Genomic DNA, 23,555 nt, shown 5'->3' with positions numbered 1-23,555 from the left:
CGGCGATCAGCGGTAGACCGGGAAACGCTTGGTCAGCTCGGCGACCTGCGCGCGCACGCGCTCGATCGTCGCTGCGTCTTCCGGGTTCTCCAGCACGTCGGCAATCAGGTTGCCCACCTGCTCGGCTTCCGCCGGCCCGAAGCCGCGCGTCGTCATCGCCGGCGAACCGAGACGGATGCCGCTCGTCACGAACGGCTTTTCCGGGTCGTTCGGGATCGCGTTCTTGTTCACCGTGATGTGCGCCGCGCCGAGCGCCGCTTCCGCTGCCTTGCCCGTGATGTTCTTCGCGCGCAGGTCGACCAGCATCACGTGGCTTTCCGTACGGCCCGACACGATGCGCAGGCCGCGCTTCACCAGCGTTTCGGCCAGCACGCGCGCGTTCTCGACGACCTTCTGCTGATATTCCTTGAACTCCGGCGACAGCGCTTCCTTGAACGCCACGGCCTTCGCCGCGATCACGTGCATCAGCGGGCCGCCCTGGATCCCCGGGAAGATCGCCGAGTTGATCGGCTTCTCGTACTCGGCCTTCATCAGGATCACGCCGCCGCGCGGGCCGCGCAGGCTCTTGTGCGTCGTCGTCGTCACGAAATCCGCGTGCGGCACCGGGTTCGGGTACACGCCCGCCGCGATCAGACCTGCGTAGTGGGCCATGTCGACCATCAGGTACGCGCCGACCGACTTCGCGATCTTCGCCAGACGCTCGAAATCGATCTTCAGCGCAAACGCCGACGCGCCCGCGACGATCAGCTTCGGCTTGTGTTCCTGCGCGAGCTGCTCGGCCGCGTCATAGTCGATGTCTTCGTTTTCGTTCAGGCCGTAGCTCACCACGTTGAACCACTTGCCCGACATGTTCACCGGCGAGCCGTGCGTCAGGTGGCCGCCATGCGCGAGGCTCATGCCCATGATCGTGTCGCCCGGCTTGAGCATCGCGAAGAACACGCCCTGGTTCGCCTGCGAACCGGAGTTCGGCTGCACGTTCGCCGCTTCCGCGCCGAACAGTTGCTTCACACGGTCGATCGCCAGCTGCTCGACCACGTCGACGTACTCGCAGCCGCCGTAGTAGCGCTTGCCCGGATACCCTTCCGCGTACTTGTTCGTGAGCTGCGAGCCTTGCGCGGCCATCACGGCCGGGCTCGTGTAGTTTTCCGACGCGATCAGCTCGATGTGATCTTCCTGGCGGCGGTTTTCCTGCTCGATCGCTGCAAAGATTTCGGGATCGACGTTCGCGATGGTGCTTTGGGCTCTGTCAAACATACGGTTTCCGTTAAGTGTGTACAGGTTGACCGGAGTGGCCAAGTACGGTGCGCTGCTGGCGAGACCAGCTCGACGTGGCGGAAGAATCCGTATGACGCGAGGCAGGACAGCCACCGGCGATGCACGCGACGGCGCACAACGGCTGCCCAGGCGAACGGCAAAAACAGCGCCCCGCGCTTCACGGTGGGATGCTCCACCTTGAACCCGAAGGGTTCTATCGCCAGTCACGCAGGGGTGATGAGCGCATTAGTGTATTGGATGCGTCATGAATAGGCAACCGCGCGGCGGGGCGCCCGAATCAATTGGGGCCAGGTTTTACGCGCCCGTGCCGAAACGCTTCGTCGCCTTGCCGCGGTGCGGCATTCTCAGTAGGCTTGCAGGATTCCACCCGCTATCACGTCACCGACCAGGAGCAGTAATGATCGTGTTCGTCACAGGCGCGTCCGCCGGTTTCGGCGCCGCCATCTCCCGAGCCTTCGTCAAGGGAGGCCACCGCGTGGTCGCGACCGCGCGCCGCAAGGATCGTCTCGATGCGCTCGCCGCCGAGCTCGGCGATGCCCTTCTGCCGCTCGAGCTCGACGTACGCGACCGCGCGGCCGTCGAAGCCGTGCCGGCCGCCCTTCCCGTCGAATTCGCGGCGCTCGACGTGCTCGTCAACAACGCCGGCCTCGCGCTTGGCGTCGAGCCGGCCCATAAGGCCAGCCTCGACGAATGGCAGACCATGATCGACACGAACTGCTCGGGCCTCGTGACCGTCACGCATGCGCTGCTGCCCGGCATGATCGAGCGCGGCCGCGGCCATATCTTCAACCTCGGTTCGGTTGCCGGCACCTATCCGTATCCGGGCGGGAACGTATACGGCGCAACCAAGGCTTTTGTCCGACAATTCAGCCTGAACCTGCGCGCCGACCTGATCGGCACGCCGTTGCGCGTGACCGACATCGAGCCGGGCCTGTGCGGCGGCACGGAATTCTCGAACGTCCGCTTCCGCGGCGACGACGCGAAGGCCGCGAACGTGTACCAGAACGTCCAGCCGCTCACGTCCGAGGACATCGCCGACACGATCTACTGGATCGCGACGCGCCCGGCACACGTGAACATCAATACGATCGAGATGATGCCGGTCGCCCAGGCGCCGGCCGGCCTCGCGATCCATCGCGGCTGACGCATCGCGCACGGCCGCGGCCGCCTCCGGCCGGCCCGCGGCGTGTCGCGTCGTACTACATTCCGTTACGAAACCGTTACGAATCCGGTTCCTGCGTTCCGGTAGAATGCGCGCCATGACTCAGCCTACCCGCTCCCCGGAAGCGCTGTCCGGCTTTACCTGGCCGGTGCGCGTGTACTACGAGGATACCGATGCAGGCGGCATCGTCTTCTATGCCAACTACCTGAAGTTCTTCGAGCGCGCCCGCACCGAGTGGCTTCGCGCATGCGGCGTCGACCAGCGCCGGCTCGCCGACGATACCGGCGCGATCTTCATCGTGCGCAGCACGTCGCTCGACTACCGCGCGCCGGCGCGACTCGACGACACGCTGACGATCACGAGCCGGCCCGGGCGCATCGGCCGCGCGTCGGTGGAATTCACGCAGGAAGCCTGGTGTGGCGACACGCTGCTCGTGGCCGGGCACATCCGCCTCGGCTGCGTCGACCGTCACGGCATCCGGCCCGCGGCCATCCCGCCGGCCGTGCTCGACGCGCTGCAACGCGGGCCCGTCATCGACGACGCCGGGCAGGCTGACCTGTCAACGAAGCTCGCATGAGCGCCGTTTAGACACAGCCTATGAACTTGCCGTTCTGATTCGATACTAAGCAAGGTTCGGCGTCAGGCATGGCCGGCGCGCCGCGCCGCACGCACACCGGACGCCCTTGCCGGGCACTCCCGAAGGGACGTTACTCAAACCTCTATGAATACTGCTCAAGACCTGTCGATCATTTCCCTCGTCCTCAACGCGAGCGTGCTGGCCCAGGCCGTGATGGGACTGCTGCTGCTGCTGTCGCTGATGTCGTGGACCTTCATCTTCCGCAAGTGGTTCGCGATCCGCCGTGCGCGCGCGCAAACCGAACGCTTCGAGAAGGATTTCTGGTCGGGCGGCGACCTGCAGGCGCTGTATCAGAGCGCAGCCAACAACCGCCACACGATCGGCGCACTCGAGCGGATCTTCGAATCGGGGATGCGCGAATTCCTCAAGGCGAAGGAAAAACGCCTCAGCGATCCGGGCCTCGTGCTCGACGGTGCGCGCCGCGCGATGCGTGCGTCGTTCCAGCGTGAAATGGACGTGCTCGAAGCCAACCTCGCGTTCCTCGCGTCGGTCGGCTCGGTCAGCCCGTACATCGGTCTGTTCGGCACGGTCTGGGGGATCATGAACTCGTTCCGCGGCCTCGCGAACGTGCAGCAGGCCACGCTCGCGAACGTCGCGCCCGGTATCGCCGAGGCGCTCGTCGCCACCGCGATCGGCCTGTTCGCCGCGATTCCGGCGGTGGTCGCGTACAACCGCTACGCGCACGACATCGACCGCCTCGCGATCCGCTTCGAGACCTTCATCGAAGAGTTCTCGAACATCCTGCAGCGTCAGGCCCAGTAAGGAGCGCGCCATGGCAGGAAGCCCCATCCGATCCAGCATGCGCGGCGGCCGCTCACGCCGCGCGATGGCCGACATCAACGTCGTGCCGTACATCGACGTGATGCTGGTGCTGCTCGTGATCTTCATGGTCACCGCACCGCTCGTCGCGCCGTCGATCATCAACCTGCCGACCGTCGGCAACGCCGCGCCGCAGGAGCAGACGCCGCCTGTCGTCGTCAACATCAAGGCCGACCGCACGATGAGCGTCAAGTACAAGGGCGACTCGGGCGCGACCCAGGAAGACACGATGACGAAGGCCGAGCTCGACAGCTTCATCTCGGCCCGGCAGGCCGATCACCCTGACCAGCCGGTCGTGATCGCAGCCGACAAGACCGTGCAGTACGATGCCGTCATGACCGTGATGTCCGATCTGAAGGCGCGCGGCGTCAAGCGCGTCGGCCTCCTCGTCAAATCGCAATGAACCGGCAGCAATCCACGCGCAGATCCGCGTACCCGCTCCAGCCTCCCCGCGAGCGTGGGACGTGGCGCGCGTTCGCGCTCGCCGCGCTGATGCACGTGCTGCTCGCGCTGTTCCTCTATCACGGCGTGCAGTGGCAGAACAGCACGCCGGCCGGCGCCGAAGCCGAGCTGTGGACCGAAGTGCCCGACGTCCCCGCACCGCGGCCCGTCGTCGCGCCCACGCCGCCCGCGAAGGTCGCGCCGCCCCCTCCCCCGGTGCGCGACGAGCAGGCCGACATCGCGCTGCAGCAGAAGAAACGTCAGCAGGAAGCGGCCGCGCGCGAAGCGCAGCTCGAGCAGCAGCGCCGCGCGCAGCAACTGAAGGCCCAGCAGGAAGAGGAAGCGCGCCGCGCACAGCTCGCCGCGCAACAGGCCGCCGCGCTCGCCGCCCAGAAAGCCGCGGAACGCGACAAACAGAAGCAGGCCGAGAAACTCAAGCAACAGCAGCTCGCCGAGCAGCAGAAGCTCGAACAGCAGAAACTCCAGCAGCAAAAGCAGGCTCAGCTCGAAGCGCAGCAGGCGGCGAAGGCGAAGGCCGACGCAGCCGCGAAGGCAAAGGCGGAAGCGCAGGCCAAGGCGAAGGCCGAAGCCGCGGCGCGCGCGAAGGCCAATGCGGCGGCGAACGCGAAGCTCGACCGCGAGCGCAGTGCGCGCCTCGCGCAGCTGCAGGGGCTGTCCGGCGCCGGCGAAGGCGGCGGCGAAGGCCTCGCGAAAAGCGGCACGGGCACGGGCTCCGGCGGCAATGCCGCCACGCCCGGCTATGCCGACAAGGTGCGCCGCCGCGTCAAGCCGAACATCGTTTGGGGCGGCGAGCGGGCAGGCCTGACCACCGTCGTCAAGATTCGGTGCACGCCGTCCGGTGACGTATTGAGCGCATCGGTCTCCCGCTCGAGCGGGAATTCGGGGTGGGATCAAGCCGTGGTCAATGCGATCCACGCATCGGTCCCGTTGCCGCCCGATTCTAACGGTCGTACCCCGTCTGACATTACGATCACCTTCAAGGCGGCGGAGTGAAACGAAATGCGCTTACACTCCGGGCGTCGCTGTCAGATGGGAACGAATCGGGTATTTTTACTGTCTCTGCCGTTGCGCAGCGATCCAAGCCATACGGGAAGCAAGAAGCATGAGTTTGATGACAAAGCTAGGTTTCAGGGCACTCGTGGCCTCGTGTCTGATTACGGCCGGCAGCGCCGCTAACGCCCAGGTCAACGTGCTGATCACCGGTGTCGGGTCGACCCAGTTCCCCATCGCCACCGCGAATTTCACGAACGAGGCGAACCTGCCGCAGCAGGTCACGTCGATCGTGCGCGCCGACCTCGCCCGCAGCGGCAAATTCACCAACATCGACGCCGGCAGCACGCCCGTGCCGGAGACCGCATCGGTCGATCTCGGCGCATGGAAGGCCAAGGGCGCGAATGCGTTCGTGGCCGGCAGCGTGAACCGCGACGCAAACGGCCAGTACAAGGTCAACTTCATCCTGTACGACACCGTGAAGCAGCAAAGCCTCGGCGGCCTGTCGCTGACGGCCACCGACACCACGCTGCGCACGGCCGGCCACAAGATCGCCGACTACATCTACCAGAAGCTGCTCGGCGTGCGCGGCGTGTTCGCCACGCGCCTGTCGTACGTGATCAAGACCGGCAACCGCTACCAGTTGCAGATTTCGGATTCGGACGGCCAGAACGCGCGCATCGCGCTGTCGAGCACCGAACCGATCATCTCGCCGGCCTGGTCGCCGAGCGGCACGAAGGTCGCGTACGTGTCGTTCGAGCGCAAGAAGCCGATCGTCTACATCCATGACCTGCCGACCGGCAAACGCTACATGGTCTCCGACCAGAAGGGCAACAACAGCGCACCGGCGTGGTCGCCGGACAGCAACACGCTCGCGGTCGCGCTGTCGCTGACGGGCAATACGCAAATCTATACGGTCAACGCGAACGGCGGCGGCCTGCGCCGTCTCACGCAGAGCAGCTCGATCGATACCGAACCGTTCTACTCGCCGGACGGCCGCTGGATCTACTTCACGAGCGACCGTGGCGGTGCGCCGCAAATCTACCGGATGCCCGCACAGGGCGAAAGCGCCGGTGCCGCGCAGCGCGTGACCTTCACCGGCAGCTACAACACGAGCCCGCGCGTGAGCCCGGACGGCAAGCTGCTCGCTTACATCTCCCGCACGGGTGGGGGCTTCAAGCTGTACGTTCAGGATCTGCAGACCGGCGCGGCGAACGCCATCACGAATACCAATCGCGACGAATCGCCGAGCTTCGCGGCAAACGGCCAGTACCTTCTGTACGCGACCCAGTCGGGCGGTCGCAACGTTCTGGCTGCAGTGCCCTCCGACGGCAGCGCGCCGCCGCAGATCCTGTCCGTCCAGGGCGGCTCCGTTCGCGAGCCGTCGTGGGGGCCCTTCATGCAATGACCACAAGGAGAGTAACCATGATGTCGAATAAAGCTCGTCTGGCCCTGGCCGTGATGATGATCAGCGCGCTCGCAGCGTGCAAGTCGGGCGTCAAGCTCGACGACAAGGCGAACAACGCGGGCGCAGTCAGCACGCAGCCGAGCGCCGACAACGTCGCGCAAGTGAACGTCGATCCGCTGAACGACCCGAACAGCCCGCTCGCGAAGCGCAGCATCTACTTCGATTTCGACAGCTATTCGGTGAAGGACGAGTACCAGCCGCTGATGCAGCAGCACGCGCAGTACCTGAAGAGCCACCCGCAACGCCACGTGCTGATCCAGGGCAACACCGACGAACGCGGCACGAGCGAGTACAACCTCGCGCTGGGCCAGAAGCGTGCGGAAGCCGTCCGCCGTGCGATGGCCCTGCTCGGCGTGAACGATTCGCAAATGGAAGCCGTGAGCCTCGGCAAGGAAAAGCCGCAGGCAACGGGTCACGACGAAGCATCGTGGGCGCAGAACCGTCGCGCCGACCTCGTCTACCAACAGTAAGTAACGGAAGAATCGCCGTATGACGCACCGTTTAACCTGGCTGCGCGTTGCCGCAGCATTCTGCGTCGCGGGCGCGGCGTGGTCGGCCGCGCCGGCGCACGCCGGCATGTTCGACGACAACGAAGCGCGCCGTGCCGTACTCGATCTGCGCAGCAAGAGCGACAACCTGTCGAGCCAGTTGTCGGCCGCCCAGCGTACGATCCTCGATCAATCCGGCCGTATCGACCAGCTGAATCAGCAGGTCGCGACGCTGCGCGGCGAGAACGAGGATCTGACGAACCGGCTGACGACGCTCGAGCGGCAGCAGAAGGAGTACTACCAGGATCTCGACACACGGCTCAAGAAGTTCGAGCCGCAGCAGGCGACGATCGATGGTGTCGAAGGCACCGTGCAGCCGGGTGAAACGGATGCGCTCAGCGCGGCGCAGCAGCAGTTCCGCAACGGCAACTTCAAGGCGGCGGCGGCTTCGTTCCGTGCGTTCATCGCGAAGTATCCGCAGAGCCCCTATCAGCCGACCGCGCAGTACTGGTACGGCAACGCGCAATACGCGCTGCGCGACTACCGCGGTTCGACCGCGACGTGGCAAGGGATCGTCAGCAAGTTCCCGCAGCACCCGCGCGCGGCCGACGCCCTCGTGGCGATCGGCACGAACCAGCTCGAGCAAGGCCAGAAGGCGGCCGCGAAGAAGACGTTCGAGCAGGTCGTGTCGCAGTACGCCGGGTCGAACGCGGCGCAGACGGCGCAGGGCAAGCTCGAAACGATCAAATAATTATCGTGACGGGTTGTTGACAGCCCTGCAACCCGTCGCTATAATCTTTTGCTCTTTAGGTCGTTGCCCAAGTTGCTGAAGCAACGAACCGACCGGTTTCAAGAACGTGGGGTGGTAACTCAGTTGGTTAGAGTATCTGACTTTTAATCAGAGAGTCGAGGGTTCGAGTCCCTCCCACCCTACCAACTATCTTCGATAGTGCAAACAAGCCTCCTTCGCGGAGGCTTTTTTGCGTCTGCCGCTTTTGTGTCGCACGCCGACGTCCCCGATAGGCTCGCCGTGGGTCAGCCGGATCGGCCTGACTCGTCACGCCACCCAACCGTCGCACGTACTCAGTACGGCCACAAAGTTCGGTATCCAGAACATCACCATCGCCCTGCGCGACGGCATGGATGAAACGAACGGACGGTCGAGCTGCGGCGCCCCGATGGATACGTTCCGCCGCGGGCCTCATCGCGCAACGGGCGGCCTCGGCGAGCGCCCGCAGCGCGTGCCTTCACTCCTGGATCGACGGCGCGGACTCGGCGTCGGTATAGCGCGGCTTCGCGTTCTGCAAATCGCGCGTGTTCTTCTGCACGGCCACCGAACCGAACAGCGCGAGCACGAACGACATCGCGTAAAAGCCCTTCTCGCTCAATTGAAGCGTCGCGTTGAACAGGCCAACGATCAGCAGCGCGATCGACAGCAGCAGCGCGATCCAGCTGAGACCGTAGTAGATGCCGGTGACGGGAATGCCTTCCGCGCGGTCGCGCACGCTCTTCTGCAGCGAGATCGCCGCATAGAGGCCGAACACCAGCACGGTGAAGTAGTAGCCCTTCTCGTTGAGCTGCATGCCGGCGTTCCAGAGCCCGATCAGGAATGCCGCGAAACCGGCGAGCAGCGCGGCCCACGAAGCGGCCACGAACGCGAACGACGGTTGCTGGATGGTGGTCTGGTTCATTGCTTTGCCCTCTCTTTCTTGTTGTTCGAAATCGTTTTCGTTGAACAGCGTTTTGCGCATGGTAGCAGCTTTGGCGCGCGTCACGACGCGCGCGCTCGCAGGTTCACGTTTCGCGCCGCGCGCCGCCAGCGCCCCGGCGTCGTGCCGAGCACCGCGCGAAACGCCTTGCCGAATGCGGCCTCGGACTGGTAGCCGACCGCCTGCCCGATTTCCGCCTGCCCGCGCTGCGTGTCCTGCAGCAGCGCGCACGCATGCATCATCCTGATCTGCGCGACGAATGCGCCGACACTCATCCCGGCCTTCTCGCGGAAATGCCTCGCATAGGTCGCGCGCGACATCGCCGCCGCGGCGCCGAGCGATTCGACCGTCCACGGTTGCGCCGGCGCCTGCAGCACGGCCCGGACCGACGGGCCGAGGCGCGCATCGGCCGCCAGCGCGAGCCAGCCGGACGGCACGCGCGCGCCGCGGCCGTATGCACGCAGTGCATACGCGAGCAGCGTCTGCCCGAGCGCGTTCACGATCGCGCCGGCGCCCGGCTGCATGTTCGACGCCTCGGTACGCAGCACGCTCGTCAGCAGTTGCAGCGGCGCGGCGCCCGATGCGTCGCGCAAGCCGACGTGCAACACCTGCGGCAGCGTGCGCATCAGCAGTTCGCCCGCGCCGCGCGCATAGACGAACCGTCCGCAGAGCAGATCCACGCTCGCGCTGCCCGGGTCGGCCGGATCGAGATTCGACTTGACCGGCAGCACCGCGCCGTCGTCGGCACTCGAATCGCGCAGCGGCACGAGCGGCTTCGACCGGCTGCCCGCCGCGTCGAGCAGGTCGTGCGCGCCGCCGGCGGGCAGCAGTACGAAATCGCCGTCCGCGAGTTCCAGCGTGCGCCCGTCGGCGGCACGCAGCCGGCAGGTTCCGGCCAGCACCAGATGGAACGCCGCCTCGCCGGGCGGCAGCGGGTCGTGCGGCATCGCGAACGGGCCGTCGAGCAGGCAGCGCACGTCGAGCTCGACATGGCTGCGACCGAGCGACAGCAGTTGACTCAATGCATCCATGAGACGATTGCGCTAAAAATCGACACTCTAGCGTATCGAAACTATCAGCGCGAGCGATCAGAATAGCCCTGCATCGCCCGAGATCGCGGCACCCGCCGCCCTCCTCACTCTTCTCGACAAGGACGCATCATGCTGAACTGGAACGAATACCGGAAGGAACTCTCGACGCGTATCGGCGACATCGCCAAGCTGTCGCCCGATACGCTGGCCGGCTACAAGGCGCTGTCCGGCGCAGGCGCCAAGACCGGCCATCTCGACGCGAAGACACGCGAACTGATCGCACTCGCGGTGGCCGTCACGACGCGCTGCGACGGCTGTATCGCCGTGCATACGGCCGAAGCGGCCAAGCATGGCGCGACCAAGGAGGAAGTGGCGGAAGCGCTCGGCGTCGCGATTGCGTTGAATGCGGGCGCGGCGCTCGTCTATTCGGCGCGTGTGATGGACGCGCTCGGCGATTGAGCCGGCGGCTGCGGCACTGCCGTCGGGCCGCACCGTATTTGTCGTGTTGCGCCCGGCCGCATGGCCGGGCGATCGCGCATCGCGCGGACGGCGATGTACGAAGCGCGTGCGGGTGACTCGCCTGGGCGCGTAAGCGTCGCGGAGTCGGCTACCATGCGCGAACGATACATCGTGAAGGAGCGCTCCATGTGCCGCTGGCTCGCCTATACAGGTAATCCGATCCATCTGGAAACCGTGCTGTTCCGCGCGAAGCATTCGCTGATCGACCAGAGCCTGCATTCGGAGCTGGGCGCGACGACCACCAACGGCGACGGCTTCGGCATCGGCTGGTACGGGCACCCCGACGAACTCCCGTTCCGCTATCGCTCCGTGCATCCCGCGTGGAACGACCGCAACCTGCGTGAAGCCGCGCGTGCGATCCGCTCGCGAATGTTCGTCGCACATATTCGCGCGGCAACCGACACGCCCGTGCAGGAAACCAACTGCCATCCGTTCCGTCACGGTCGCTGGCTGTTCGCGCACAACGGGCTGATCCGCGACTTCCACAAGCTGCGTCGCGACCTGACGATGAAGGTCGATCCCGCGCTGTTCCCGACGCTCGAAGGCTCGACCGACTCCGAGCTGATGTTCCGTCTCGCGCTGACGTACGGTCTCGAGCAGGCGCCGCTGCCGGCGCTCGAACGGATGGTCGGCGTGGTGGAGGAAACCGCCGCGCGGCATCGCGTCGCCGACCCGCTCAACATGACGATCTGCGCGACCGATGGCGAACGGATCGTCGCGGTGCGTTACTCGAGCGAACGGCAATCGCGATCGCTGTTCCACAGCACGTCGTTCAAGCACCTGCACGAGTTGTATCCGCATAATCCGCGTATCGCCGAAGCCGGCGACGATGCGTTCATGGTCGTGTCGGAGCCGCTCGTCGACCTGCGCGGCGCATGGGAGGAAGTGCCGGAAGGGATGGCGATCGTCGCGCACGGCGCCGACGTGCAGCAGCGGCCGTTCGGGCCGCGGCACAAGTGACATGCCGCAGTCCTGACGAAAGCGAGCGCATCCGAATGTCGAATACTTCGGCGCGATACGGCAATTGCGGCGATCCGTTTTGACGGACCGGCGATCGGTACCGCCGAATCAATCGAAAGCGATACGAATCATCTCCCGACGAATACGATCGGGCAACGGGCCTGGGATAATTCCCCAATTCGATAATGAGCGACGGAATCGCATGACGAAAGCAGACCTGCGCACTACTGAAATTTTCGCCGAATAAAAAATTAATACTCTTGCGATTTGATTCCGGCCAGGAATCCAGGGCGATAATCGACGTACGCGCGACAACATAGGTACGAGGAATTCCGCGACACGTCGACGAACAATCGTCACCATTCTTCCAACGAATTCCGACGCAAATCGTCTGCCCCATTGCCCTCGTGGCACGGGCGTGATCGGGACACACCGAAAATCCAGCGGGCGATAAAACGGGGGCGATATTGTACGCACCTTCCATCGCGTCGGCGACACGCCGTCATTTCGAATTATTACGGCGAATCGGCAATCATTACCTGATGGAGGGGACAGCACATCGTCGCGCCGTACGACGGCGAACGCTTATTCCTGATTAAAATATTCAAGTTACAAATTTTGAAAAGGCACGTTACAATTCGCCGACGGATGAATCCGCATCACAATAAAGTAACGACGCAGTTACCGGCACATCGACTCCGAGATGACTCAAGATCTCCAAAACCCACTCCCTGTCATGCTGACGGGCAACCAATCCGTGCTTTCCAGCATGAAGCAGGACCATGCCTTCGTGGTATGGCTCACCGGTGTCTCCGGTGCCGGCAAATCGACGCTCTCGAATCTACTGAAGGAACAACTCGACACGCGCGGCCTGCGGACTTTTCTGCTGGACGGCGACCAGCTTCGCGAAGGGTTGAATCAGGACCTGGGATTCAGCGACGCAGACCGCCACGAGAACATTCGTCGCACGGCCGAGGTCGCGCGCCTGATGGTGGATGCGGGGCTCGTCGTCATCGTTGCGCTGATCTCGCCGTTCCGGGAGGCACGCGCCAAAGCGCGCGCACGTTTTCCGCAGGGCAGGTTTTTCGAAGTCTTCGTCGACGTCGCGCTGGATGTGGCGGAAGCGCGCGATCCCAAGGGGCTGTATGCGTTGGCACGGCAAGGGACCATTCGGCAGTTCACGGGCATCGAATCGACCTATGAAAAACCGGTATTGCCCGATGTGCATGTGCGCACGGGCGAAGCAAGTCCGCTGGAATGCGTGCACGCGATCATGCAGAAATTGCCGTTGAACGGCTGATACTGGCGCGGCCACCGGGCCGCCAGCGCCCCCGCTCCCTTCTTCTTTTTCGGCGCGCTATTGTGGCGACCGGCGGTTGAACTGCCCGCGTTACGCCACATCGGCCCGCTGTCTTGGTTGGCCGCGACGATCAAACCGCATCCGAATCGAATCAAGCTCGCCCGGCAACCTGCGCGAACGCGCGCGCAGCCGCGGTAGCGCCACGAACCCGAGGCGTTCGTACAGCGCGCGGGCGCGCACGTTGCACGTCAGCACGTCGAGCACGACGTCACGGCTGCCGTCGGCCGGCAACGCGCCGGCATCGAGCGCGTCGCGAAACAGCGCGGTGAAGATGCCCGTGCCGCGCTGGCGCGCGTCCGTCGCGCAATGTGCGATCAAAATCTGCGAACGCTTCGGCGCCGGAATCTCTGTCTCGAGCACCAGCCCGCGTAGCAGCTGGCCGATCGTACGGCGCAGCCCAAAGAAGCGCATCAATGCCCACACGACGTGCACGTCGTCGAACGTCGTCCGCCGCCCGTCGTGAATCGCCATCACCGCGAGCACCGTGCCATCGTCGGCGACTGCGACGCGATGCCGGCGCCACGAGAAACGTCCGTGGCGCGACCGGAATGCCTGTTGCAGGAAAGCGATGCAGCGCGCGTCGCTTTCGCCAAGAAAGAAGCCGAATTCGGCCACACCGGACGCAAACACGAGCGGCGCGCATGCTGCCGCGTCATCCGCATCGGCCGCGCGAAACCGCGCCGGTTCGCCGGCGCGCGGGACGGCTTGCGAAACCGCGGCGTCCCGCGTCACGCACTGCGCCCTGCAAGACGCGACAACACGGCAACCGCCCGACCGATCTGCTCCGGCTCATGCGTCGAACAGATGAAAAAGCGCAGCCGCGCGGCCTTTTCCTCGACGGCCGGATAGAAGATCGGCTGCACGTTGATCCCTTCGTCGAACATCGCATTCGCCCACTGGGCGGCCTTCAGCGAGCTGCCCGTGATCACCGGCACGACCGCATACCCGGCGCTCGTGCCCGTATTCAGGCCGGCAGCACGCGCCTCGGTCAGGAACTGCCGCCCGCGCGCCTGCAGTTGTGCGACGCGCTCCGGCTCGGCCTGCAGGCGTTCGAGCGCGGCCAGCGACGCCGCGGCGAGCGTCGGCGCGAGCCCGACGCTGTACAGGAAGCCCGGCGCCAGATGGCGCAACATGTCGACGAGCGGCTGGCAGCCGGCGATGAACCCGCCGCAACTGGCCAGCGTCTTGCTCATCGTGCCCATCCACATGTCGACCTGGTCGGGCGCGACGCCGGCATGCTCGCGGATGCCCTTGCCGGTCGCGCCGAGCACGCCGAGCGAATGCGCCTCGTCGACCAGCAGGAATGCCCCGTGGCGTGTCTTCACGTCGACGAAGCGCTGCAGGTCGGGGAAATCGCCGTCCATGCTGTACAGCCCTTCGATCGCGATCAGCACGTGCCGGTATTCGCGGCGCACGCGCGACAGCAGCTCGTCGAGCGCCTGCCAGTCGTTGTGCGCGAAGCTCAGCCGCTTCGCGCCGCTCAACTGCGCGCCCTGCACGATGCTGTTGTGCGCGAGCGCGTCGTGGACCACCAGGTCGCCCGGGCCGAACAGCGCGCCGATCACGGTCACGTTGGTCGCATGGCCGCTCACGAACGCGACGCAGTCGTCGGTCTCGTAGAACCCGGCCAGCGCCCGCTCGAGCTCGCGCTGCACCGGCCGCTCGCCCGCGACCATCCGGCTCGCCGAGGCCGACGTGCCGTAGCGGTCGATCGCGGCCTTCGCGCGCGCGGACACCGCCGGATCGCCGGCCAGGCCCAGGTAGTTGTAATTCGCGAAGTTCAGGTATTCGCGGCCGCCGATCTGCGTGGTCGCTCCGGCGACACCGTCGTGCACGCGGAAAAACGGCGAGTCGACCCGCAGCTTCTCGCCCATCTCGCGCATGATCCGGACCTGCTGATACTGCGGCATCGATTCGAAGCGGCTGCGCGCCGACGCGGCCTGCACCGCCGGCGTGCCCGGCACGCCGGGCGCCGCCGCGGCGTCGGTCGCGCGCTCCAGTTGCCGTTTCAGCGCTTTCGCCGCCAGTTGCTGGCGAAGATGCTCTCCCAGTGCCATTGCTTCCTTCGCTATATCTCGAAAAGACGCTATGTTACGCCGCGTATTTTTAAAAGACGTGGCGTCACGCGTCGGAAAAGTCGGCCCACTGCCACGCATCGGGCGTGGCCAGCAACGCATCGACCAGCCGAAAATTCATCTCGTGGCTCGGCCGCAGCGCGCTCACGCGCGCGAGCAGCGGCGCACCGGCCAGCGCGAGATCGCCGATCAGGTCGAGCACGCGATGCCGGACGAACTCCTCCGGCAGCCGCATCCCGCCCAGCACGCGATTGCCGACGATCGACGCGGTGCACGACGGCCGCGCGCCGCGCAGGATCGGCACGCCGCGCAGATAGCCGGCGACGATCGCCGGCACGGCCCACTTCACGCGCCCGTACGAGCGCGACGGCGCGATGTCGGTCGCGAATGCGGCCGGCGTCAGCGCGCCGTCCCAATGCATGTCGCCGAAGCCGCGCAAGTCGTTGCGCACGCTCAACTCGTAGCGCGGCGCCGGCTCGATCCGCATCTCGCGCCGCTGGTCGCCATCGCCGTCCGTGACGACGACCGGCCGCAATACGCGGATGAAGCGCTTCGGCGCATCGAGCGCGACGCGGCCGCACGCGCGGATCGCGTCCACCCATGGCGTTGCGCTGCCGTCGAGAATCGGCACCTCTTCCGCGTCGAGCTCGACGATCGCATGATCGATCTCGCATGCGAGCAGCGAGGCAAGCAGGTGCTCGACCGTGCGCACGCCGATGCCGTCGGCATTGCGCAGCATCGTGCAGAGCGGCTGCGCACGGCGCAGCGCGGGATCGACGGGCAGCGTCGCAAGCGTGCGCCCGTGCTCGATCCGACGAAACACGATGCCCGTCACGCCGTCTGCCGGACGCGCGGGCAGAATCCGCACGGCGACCCGGCGGCCCGTGTGCAACCCGTGCCCGTCGATCGTCAGCGGGCGCGCCAGCGTGCCCTGCCGCGTCGCCCAGCCGGTCGGCGCGCTCACCGCGCCACCTCGAGCGACGGCGACGGCTGACCGGCAACCGGCGCCGGCCGCGTATCGAGCATCGCGCGCGCTTCGCCGTCGATCGCATGCTTCGCGGCGAGCGCCGCGACGGCCTCTTGCGCGGCATCGGTCGCCGACACGGCATCGACGCCGGTATCGGCCGACGCGCCGATCGAATCGACGATGCGCGCAGCCAGCGTCGTCACCGACGCGCCTTCGGCGATCGCCATCACCGACAGCTTGACCTCGAACGCTTCCTCGACCGCGAGGCCGAGCTCCATCCCCATCAGCGAATCCATGCCCATGTCGAGCACCGACTTGTCGAGCGCGATGCGATCGGGCGTCATGTGCAGAATCCGCGCGATCTGCGCCTGCAGCGTCCGCGCGACCAGCGCGATCGCTTCGTCGCGCGGCAGCGCGAGCACCTCTTCGCGCAGCTGCGTGCCGCCGTCGCGCGCATCGCCGCCCTTCGCCTGCGATTGCAGCAGCGCATACCGGCGCGCCTTCGCGGCCGGCATCCCGCGGGCGACCGCGTGCCAGTCGAGCCGCACCACCGCTTCGCCGGCCGCGCCCGCGACCAGCACGCGCTCGAGCGCGGCCATCGCTTCGTCGGACGTGATCGACGCGCCGCCGATCCGCGACTGCAACGCTTCGCGCGTATCGGCGTGGCGTGCGAGGAAGCCGACGTCCTCGAGCGGCCCCCAGGCCATGAACGTACCGGGCAAGCCTGCCGCACGGCGATGTTCGACCAGCGCCTCGAGGAAGGTGTTGGCCGCGACGTAGTTCGATTGCCCCGGATTGCCGAGATAGGTCGTCGCCGACGAATAGACGACGAACAGGTCAAGCGGCAGCCCGCGCGTCGCGCGATGCAGGTTCCAGGCGCCGGCCACCTTCGGCGCGAGCACCGCGGCCATCCGTGCATCGTCGAGATTGCGCACGAGGCCGTCGTCGATCGACATCGCGGAATGCAGCACGCCCTTCAGCGGAAGGCCGCGCCGGACGATCGCGTCAATCATCGCGTCGACCGCCGCGGCATCGGTCACGTCGCACGACACGACGTCGACGGTGACGCCGAGCGTATCGTGCCAGCGCGCGACCTCGTCGCGCGCCGGCGCAGCGAGTTCGCCGGAGCGGCTCGCCAGCGTCAGCCCGCGTGCGCCGTGCTCGACCATCCAGCGCGCGCTCGCGAAGCCCAGGCCGCCCGTGCCGCCGACCACCAGGTATGCGCCATGCGGATCGAGCGCGAGCGCCTCCGCCCGCGCGACGCCGCGCGTCGGCGCGGGCGTGCCGGACGGATAGGTCACGAGCACCTTGCCGATCTGGCGCGCCTGCTGCATGTAGCGGAACGCATCCTCGGCCCGCTCGGCCGGGAACGCGCGATACGGCAACGGATGCAGCACGCCTGCCGAGAACAGCGCCATCACTTCGCCGAACAGCCGCGCGGTCAGCGCCGGCAACGCGCCCATCAACTGATCGGCGTCGATGCCGAAATAGCTGATGTTGTTGCGGAACGGCCGTAGGCCGATATGGCTGTTTTCGTAGAAATCGCGCTTGCCGAGTTCGAGGAAACGACCGAACGGACGCAACGTATCGATGCTGCGCACCATCGCCTCGCCGGCGAGCGAATTCAGCACGATGTCGATGCCCTCGCCGCCCGTCATCGCGCGAATCTCGTCCGCGAAGGCCAGGCTGCGCGAATCGAGTACGTGATCGGCGCCGAGCAGGCGCACGAACTCGCGTTTCTCGTCGCTGCCGGCCGTCGCGAACACCTCCGCGCCGAAGTGGCGCGCCAACTGGATCGCGGCGATCCCGACGCCGCCCGCGCCGCCATGCACGAGCACGCGCTCGCCGCGACGCAGCCGTGCGAGTTCGACCAGTGCGTAGTACGCGGTGAAGAACGTGGTCGGCACGGTCGCCGCTTCCTCGAACGACAGGCGTTCGGGTTTCGGCGCGATGGCCTGCGCGCGCGTCCTCACGCGCGTCGCGAACGATGCCGGCGCGAAGCCGAGCACCGCGTCGCCCGGCGCGAATTCCGTCACCGCGCGGCCCACCCGGACGACGCGGCCGGACAGTTCCATGCCGATCGTTGCGCCCGCGAAGCCGGTCTCGACCGCCTCATCGGACAGGAGCCCCATCGCATACATCACGTCGCGGAAATTCAGGCCGGTGGCAACCGGCTCGATTTCCACCTCGTCGTCGCCCAGCGCGCGTTCCGACAACGCGAACCATTCGAGATTGCGCAGCGAGCCCGGTGCGTCGAACGCGAGCACCGCCGCGCGCGCCATCGCGCCGTCGCTGCGCGCCGCGGCCCGCGCGGCCGTCAGCATGCGCGGCACCAGCCGCCCGTGTGCGCTCAGCACGACTTCTTCCTCGGCCGCCGCGCCGGTCAGCTCGCGAATCAGCGCATCGGGAATCCCGTCCGCCGTGCGATCGACGTCGATCAGCCGGCACGCAAGTTCGGGATGCTCGTTCGCCAGCACGCGACCGAGGCCCCACAGCGTCGCCTGTTCCGGGTGCGCGTTCGCGGCACCGGCGAACGGCGCGCCGCCGCGCGTGACGACGGTCAGTCGCGTGGCCGCGTTCGGCTGCGCGCCGAGCGCGCGCACGAGCGCTGCCAGCGCGATCACGCCGTGACGCAGCGCGGCCATCAGGCCGTCTCCCGTCGTCGTATCGGCGAGCGGCGTCTCCGGCGCGCAGAACACGACATGCGCCGGCTGCCCGGCCGGCAACGACGCGATCGCGTCGGCCGCATGCGTGACGTCGACGATATCGGCCGGATAGCCCGCGTGCGCGAGCGCATCGGCCAGCCGCCCGCCGAAACCGCCGGCCGCGTCCGGGGCGTGCATCACGAGCCATTGTTCGCTGCGGGCGAGCACATCGAGATCGCTCGCGTCGCTGCCGTGTTGCGCGGCAGCGGTACTGGCCGGGTTGCGCGCGATGACGAACGTCGGCGTGCCATCCAGATCGAGCCCCTGCTCGACATGCCGCACGACGTCGACGTAGCCCGCGCGCGCCAGCGCCGCTTCGAGATCCGCCGGCGCCAGCGGCGCGGGCGCATCCGCCTCCGTCGTCGCCGCCTGCGGGGCGAACACGATGTCGGAGAAGCGGCCGCGACGCGACTCCGCCAGCAGCAGCAAGCCGCCCGGCGCCAGCCACGACCGCATCGCATTCAGTGCATCGGCCGGATCGTGACGACCGCTTAGCACACGGTTCGCGACGATCAGGTCGTAAGGCCCGGCATCGTCGGCGGACAGCGACAAGCGTTCGCCCGGCTGCAACGCCACCGTGCGCACCGTCGCTTGCGCATCCGTATCGAATCCGGCCAGTTGCCCGGCCGTCGCGGCGATCGTGTGATCGCAGCGCGCGGCGGCGAGATGCATGCCGAGCGTCTGCAGCACGTCGCCGTCCGTCGCGCCCAGTTCGAGCACGCGCAGCCGGCGCGTCGGCTGCCACGCGTCGACCGCCTGCTCGACGCCGGCCGCCAGCAGCGCATGCACGTGCTGCCAGGTCGGCGATGCGGCAAGCAGTTGCTCGACCAGACTGTGCCCGGTCGGCGACAGCCAGCGAGCATCGTCCTTCGCGCCGTTGAGCACGTCGGGCAGCGCCGCGCCGCAATGCGCGAGCAACGTCAGCTCGGCCACGTGTCCCGGCGATTCGGCCAGCAGCCCGCGCCACAGATCGTCGAGCGGCGGCAGCGCCGCGCACGCCGCATCGTCGCGCACCAGACGCGCGCCGTCACGAGCGGCAAGACCATCCTCGACGAGCATGTCGGCCAGGCGTGCAGCGAACGCCGCCCGCTCCGGAGCGGGCTGCCACGTGCCGGCGAACACGCCGAGCGCATCGAACGCGCGGAGCACGTACAGGCTTGCCAGCACGTCGAGCAGCGGCAGGATTTCGGTCAAATGCTGCGTCCGGCGACCGTCGAGCCCGGCGGCATCGACGCGCGCGACGGCTTGCGCGAGCAACGCGTCGGGCGCCGGCAACCCGGCCGCGTCGACGTCGTTCGGCAACGGCAGCTCTTCGAGGCGGTAGACGAAACGCGAAGGCAGGTTCTGGCGGCGACCGACGAGGTCCACGCGCCGGAACCGGCATGCGCCGAGCCGCGCGACGATCGCGCCTTGCGCGTCGAGGAATTCGAAATGCGCGACGATCGAATGCGGGCTGCGCCGGTCGATCCGCGCGAGCACGCGGGCGACCGTGTCGCCGCGCAGGTAGTCGACCCGGCCGATCTGCACCGGCACGTAAGCCGGATGCTCGCCGTCGCGCGCCTGCGCCGTCAGCAACGCGAACAGCGGATGAAACCCGCTGTCCATCAGCGCCGGATGCAGCAGATAGGCGGACAGCGCCCGCGCATCGCCGCACGCGGCCGGCGCGGCGACGTCGGCCAGCGCGGCGTCCTCGGCCGCGGCAACCCGCACGGCGCGGACCCAGCGGAACGCCGGCCCGTAGCCGAGACCGATCGCCGCGGTATTCGCATACAGCGTGTCGCCGTCGGCGGCCGGCAGCACGAGCAGGCGCGCGAGCGTCTCGGCCGGCACGCTGCTCGCGGCGCCAAGCGCGTTGCCGCTTTCGAGCATCCGCCCCGTCACGTTCAGCGCCCATGCGCCGTCGGACATCCGGTCGCGCGTCTCGATCGTGAACGTCGCGGTGCGCGGCTCGATCACGAGCCGGAACAGCTTCGCCTGCTGCGGCTGGAACACCACCGGCGTGCGGATCTCGACGTTTTCGAGCGCCGCATCCGGCGTGTCGAAGAAGGTGCGCGCCGCGGCGAGCGCCATTTCCACGTAGCCGGCGCCCGGGAACGCCACGCCGCCGTCGACGACGTGATCGGCCAGCATCGGCAGCTTCGCCGGATCGAGCTGGTTTTCCCAACCGAATGCGTGTTCGTGCAGGCGATAGCCGAGCAGCGGATGCTCGCGGCGACGATCGACGAGACCGTAGCCTTCGACGGTCGGCGTGAGCCAGAAGCGGTCGCGCTGCCACGGATAGGACGGCAATGCCGCACGCGATGCGCCGGGCGCGAAGCGGTCGGGATCGACGCTCGCGCCGTGCGCGATCGCCGCGAGAATCGCTTGCCGCAGCGTCGCCGCGCTGCCGTGATCGCGCTTGAGCGTCGGCAGCGCCACGCCGGTCACGCCGGCCGCCGTCAACGCCTGCTTCACGTACGTGCGCAGGATCGAATGCGGCGAGACTTCGATGAACAGCCGGACACCTTGCTCGATCAGGTACGCGATGCCGTCGCCGAAGCGCACCGGCTCGCGGATGTTGCGCCACCAGTAGCGCGCATCCAGTTCGTTGCCGGCCAACGGGCCGCCGGTCACCGTCGACACGAATGCGCCGTTGCCCGGTTGCGGCCGCACGCCGGCCAGTTCGGCCAGCACCACCGGCTCGATGCGATCCATGTGACTGCTGTGGAACGCATAGTCGAGGTCGAGCATCTGGAAGAACTTGCCGCTGCCGCGCAGCGCCGCTTCCAGCGCCTGCAAGCCCTGCAGTTCGCCTGCGAGCGTGACCGCATCGGGGCTGTTGATGCCGGCCACCTCGACCCGGCGCGCCAGCCCGTGGCGCGCGATCAGCTCGCGCGCCGCCGCCTCGCCGATGCCGACGGCCGCCATCCGGCCGCTGCCGCGCGTCATCGCCTGCGCGCGGCTACGGATCTTGATCACGCGTACCGCGTCGGCGAGCGACAGCGCGCCCGTCACCCACGCCGCGGCGATTTCACCGACGCTGTGGCCGATCGCCGCGTCGTAACGCATGCCGCGTGCGTCGATCACGCGGATCATCCCGACCTGGATCGCGAACAGCAGCGGCTGCGCGTTCTCCGTCGCGGCGAGCCATTCGGCGCCCGCGCCGGCCAGCCATTCCGCGCTCGGGCCGCCGCGCATCACGTCGACGAGCGACGGGCTGCCGTCCTCGCACCACAGCGCGTCGACTTCGTCGAGCGCCGCACGGAAAACCGCGTTCTCCGCATAAAGTTCGTTGCCCATCCCGACCCACTGGCAACCGTTGCCCGAGAACACGAGCGCGGTGCGCAACGCGTCGGCCGGCGCCTGGCCGGTTGCGACGCAGGCCGGCAGCCCTTCCTGCGCCGAGTGAGCGAGCGCCGCAAGCGCCGCGCGGCCTTCCGTCACGTCGGCAGGCGCGACGATCGCGCGATGTTCGAACCATTGACGTCGACGCACGGCCGCGCCGGCAAGCGCCTGCCAGTCGGCGCCGTCGTCGAGCATGGCCAGATAGCGGCCTGCGAGCGCCGCGAGCGCAGTCGCGCTGCGCGCGGTCAGCACGAGCGGCGACGGTTGCGCCGGCATCGGTTCGGGCGCTGCCGTCGACACGTCGTGTGCGACCGGCGCCTCGGTCAGCACGACGTGGGCGTTCGTTCCGCCGAAACCGAACGAGTTGACGCCGACCGTCAGCGGCGCGCCGCCCGCGTCGAGCGGCATGTAGCGATCGACGACGCGCAAACGCCCGCCGTCGAAATCGATCCCGGGATTGGGCGTGACGAAGTGCAGCGAGCGCGGCACCGCGCGATGCTTCAGGCACAGCACGGCCTTCAGCAGGCCGGCCATGCCGGATGCCGTTTCGAGGTGGCCGATGTTGGTCTTCACCGAACCGATCAGCAGCGGACGGTCCGCCGGGCGCTCGCCCGACACGACGTCGATCAGCGCGCGTGCTTCGATCGGGTCGCCCACTGCCGTACCGGTGCCGTGCGCCTCGAGATAAGCGAGCGACTGCGGATCGATGCCGGCGCGTGCATACACGCTGCGCAGCAGCGCTGCCTGCGCGGCCGCGCCCGGCACGCTGATCCCGCCCGGCGAGTGCCCGACCGAGTTCACGCCGGAGCCGGCGATCACCGCATGGACCGTGTCGCCGTCCGCCAGCGCGCGATCGAGCGGCTTGAGCAGCACGACCGCACCGCCTTCCGAGCGCACGTAGCCGTCGCCGGTCGCGTCGAATGCGCGGCAACGGCCGCGCGGCGACAGCATCGACGCCTTGGAGAAGCTGACGAAGCCGAACGGGTGCAGCAGCAGGTTGACGCCGCCGGCGAGCGCCACGTCGGCTTCGCCGGACTGCAGCGCCTTGACGGCCTGATGAAGGGCGACGAGCGACGACGAGCAGGCCGTGTCGACCGTCATGCTCGGGCCGTGCAGGTCGAACAGATAGGACACGCGGTTCGACGCGATGCTCAGCGTATTGCCGGTCGCCGAATACGGATCGATCACGTTCAGATCGTCCATGTTGCGGTTGCCGTAATCCATGCTGGCCGCGCCGACGAAAACGCCGCAGTTGCTGCCGCGCATGTCGGCCGGGCGCACGCCGGCATCCTCGAACGCTTCCCATGCGAGTTCGAGCAGCAGGCGCTGCTGAGGGTCCATCTGGGCCGCTTCGCGCGGGGAAATGCCGAAGAACGCGGCGTCGAAGCCGGCGACGTTGTCGAGCACGCCGGCCGCGAACGTGTAGCTCTTGCCCGGTTCGCGTTTGGACGGGTGCTGGTAGAAATCGGTACCGAAGCGGTCGGCGGGGATTTCGGTTACTGCGTCGCGTTCGTCGCGCAGCAGTTGCCAGAAGTCGCCAAGATTGTTTGCGCCCCCGGGAAACCGACAAGCCGCCCCAATTATTGCAATCTTACTGTTCATCT

General features: G+C 67.4%; 18 protein-coding genes, 1 tRNA gene and 1 riboswitch. Of the genes, 12 read left to right on the top strand and 7 right to left on the bottom strand.

Annotation, left to right across the window (positions count from 1 at the left end; genetic code table 11):
- Window positions 1–6: 6 nt before the first annotated feature.
- Window positions 7–1,254: a serine hydroxymethyltransferase gene (gene glyA / locus WS96_RS19475; RefSeq protein ID WP_034206521.1), complete on the bottom strand. Its 1,248-nt coding sequence runs from the start codon at window positions 1,252–1,254 to the stop codon at window positions 7–9.
- Window positions 1,255–1,391: 137 nt separating this feature from the next.
- Window positions 1,392–1,492, bottom strand: a riboswitch (ZMP/ZTP riboswitch).
- A gap of 180 nt (window positions 1,493–1,672) precedes the next feature.
- On the opposite strand from glyA, the gene WS96_RS19470 reads away from it, so the two are divergent.
- The 9 genes from WS96_RS19470 (at window position 1,673) to WS96_RS19430 (ending at window position 8,237) form a co-directional block, all read left to right on the top strand.
- Window positions 1,673–2,419, top strand: coding sequence for an SDR family NAD(P)-dependent oxidoreductase (locus tag WS96_RS19470; RefSeq protein WP_059834656.1), 747 nt, complete (start codon window positions 1,673–1,675; stop codon window positions 2,417–2,419).
- Between the two features lie 106 nt (window positions 2,420–2,525).
- Window positions 2,526–3,014, top strand: coding sequence for a tol-pal system-associated acyl-CoA thioesterase (gene ybgC / locus WS96_RS19465; protein WP_059834654.1), 489 nt, complete (start codon window positions 2,526–2,528; stop codon window positions 3,012–3,014).
- A gap of 144 nt (window positions 3,015–3,158) precedes the next feature.
- Window positions 3,159–3,836, top strand: coding sequence for a protein TolQ (gene tolQ, locus WS96_RS19460; RefSeq protein WP_027783647.1), 678 nt, complete (start codon window positions 3,159–3,161; stop codon window positions 3,834–3,836).
- 10 nt (window positions 3,837–3,846) lie between these two features.
- Window positions 3,847–4,296, top strand: coding sequence for a protein TolR (gene tolR / locus WS96_RS19455; protein WP_006484943.1), 450 nt, complete (start codon window positions 3,847–3,849; stop codon window positions 4,294–4,296).
- Window positions 4,293–5,348 (top strand): cell envelope integrity protein TolA, encoded by a 1,056-nt coding sequence (tolA, locus tag WS96_RS19450; protein WP_034206518.1) that lies wholly within the window; start codon window positions 4,293–4,295, stop codon window positions 5,346–5,348. The genes tolR and tolA overlap by 4 nt, the downstream gene beginning before the upstream one ends.
- A 109-nt stretch (window positions 5,349–5,457) precedes the next feature.
- Window positions 5,458–6,753, top strand: coding sequence for a Tol-Pal system beta propeller repeat protein TolB (gene tolB, locus WS96_RS19445; protein ID WP_034206517.1), 1,296 nt, complete (start codon window positions 5,458–5,460; stop codon window positions 6,751–6,753).
- 17 nt (window positions 6,754–6,770) lie between these two features.
- On the top strand, window positions 6,771–7,283 hold the full coding sequence (pal, locus tag WS96_RS19440; RefSeq protein WP_006484980.1) for a peptidoglycan-associated lipoprotein Pal: 513 nt from the start codon (window positions 6,771–6,773) through the stop codon (window positions 7,281–7,283).
- Window positions 7,284–7,302: 19 nt separating this feature from the next.
- Complete coding sequence (gene ybgF / locus WS96_RS19435; RefSeq protein ID WP_011544679.1) at window positions 7,303–8,052, top strand: tol-pal system protein YbgF; 750 nt, start codon at window positions 7,303–7,305, stop codon at window positions 8,050–8,052.
- 108 nt (window positions 8,053–8,160) lie between these two features.
- Window positions 8,161–8,237: transfer RNA gene (locus WS96_RS19430), tRNA-Lys, on the top strand.
- Between the two features lie 311 nt (window positions 8,238–8,548).
- On the opposite strand, the gene yiaA is transcribed toward WS96_RS19430, so the two are convergent.
- Both yiaA and WS96_RS19420 read right to left on the bottom strand, forming a co-directional pair.
- Window positions 8,549–8,992 carry an inner membrane protein YiaA gene (yiaA, locus tag WS96_RS19425; protein ID WP_059834652.1) on the bottom strand — a complete coding sequence of 148 codons (444 nt, stop codon included), beginning with the start codon at window positions 8,990–8,992 and terminating at the stop codon, window positions 8,549–8,551.
- Window positions 8,993–9,072: 80 nt separating this feature from the next.
- Window positions 9,073–10,041: a cupin domain-containing protein gene (locus WS96_RS19420; RefSeq protein ID WP_059834650.1), complete on the bottom strand. Its 969-nt coding sequence runs from the start codon at window positions 10,039–10,041 to the stop codon at window positions 9,073–9,075.
- A 129-nt stretch (window positions 10,042–10,170) separates the two neighbouring features.
- On the opposite strand from WS96_RS19420, the gene WS96_RS19415 reads away from it, so the two are divergent.
- From WS96_RS19415 to cysC, 3 genes are all read left to right on the top strand, one after another.
- Window positions 10,171–10,500, top strand: a complete 330-nt coding sequence (locus tag WS96_RS19415) for a carboxymuconolactone decarboxylase family protein (protein ID WP_006484989.1) — start codon at window positions 10,171–10,173, stop codon at window positions 10,498–10,500.
- Window positions 10,501–10,686: 186 nt separating this feature from the next.
- Complete coding sequence (locus WS96_RS19410; protein WP_059824618.1) at window positions 10,687–11,520, top strand: class II glutamine amidotransferase; 834 nt, start codon at window positions 10,687–10,689, stop codon at window positions 11,518–11,520.
- A 736-nt stretch (window positions 11,521–12,256) separates the two neighbouring features.
- Complete coding sequence (gene cysC, locus WS96_RS19405) at window positions 12,257–12,820, top strand: adenylyl-sulfate kinase (protein ID WP_059834648.1); 564 nt, start codon at window positions 12,257–12,259, stop codon at window positions 12,818–12,820.
- 90 nt (window positions 12,821–12,910) lie between these two features.
- Here cysC and WS96_RS19400 read toward each other — a convergent pair whose 3' ends face one another.
- The 4 genes from WS96_RS19400 to WS96_RS19385 form a co-directional block, all read right to left on the bottom strand.
- On the bottom strand, window positions 12,911–13,612 hold the full coding sequence (locus WS96_RS19400; protein ID WP_059834646.1) for a GNAT family N-acetyltransferase: 702 nt from the start codon (window positions 13,610–13,612) through the stop codon (window positions 12,911–12,913).
- Complete coding sequence (locus tag WS96_RS19395; protein ID WP_059834644.1) at window positions 13,609–14,937, bottom strand: aminotransferase class I/II-fold pyridoxal phosphate-dependent enzyme; 1,329 nt, start codon at window positions 14,935–14,937, stop codon at window positions 13,609–13,611. The genes WS96_RS19400 and WS96_RS19395 overlap by 4 nt, the downstream gene beginning before the upstream one ends.
- Window positions 14,938–15,001: 64 nt before the next feature.
- Complete coding sequence (locus WS96_RS19390; RefSeq protein WP_059834642.1) at window positions 15,002–15,919, bottom strand: UDP-3-O-acyl N-acetylglycosamine deacetylase; 918 nt, start codon at window positions 15,917–15,919, stop codon at window positions 15,002–15,004.
- The gene (locus WS96_RS19385) at window positions 15,916–23,553 is read right to left on the bottom strand and encodes a type I polyketide synthase (RefSeq protein WP_059834640.1); all 7,638 of its coding nucleotides are present in this window, start codon (window positions 23,551–23,553) and stop codon (window positions 15,916–15,918) included. Before WS96_RS19385 ends, WS96_RS19390 begins: the two co-directional genes overlap by 4 nt.
- Window positions 23,554–23,555 lie beyond the last annotated feature (2 nt).

Source organism: Burkholderia sp. MSMB1835 (genome assembly GCF_001526365.1).
In the GTDB taxonomy this organism is placed as follows: Bacteria; Pseudomonadota; Gammaproteobacteria; order Burkholderiales; family Burkholderiaceae; genus Burkholderia.
This window is presented reverse-complemented; position numbering and strand designations above follow the sequence as displayed.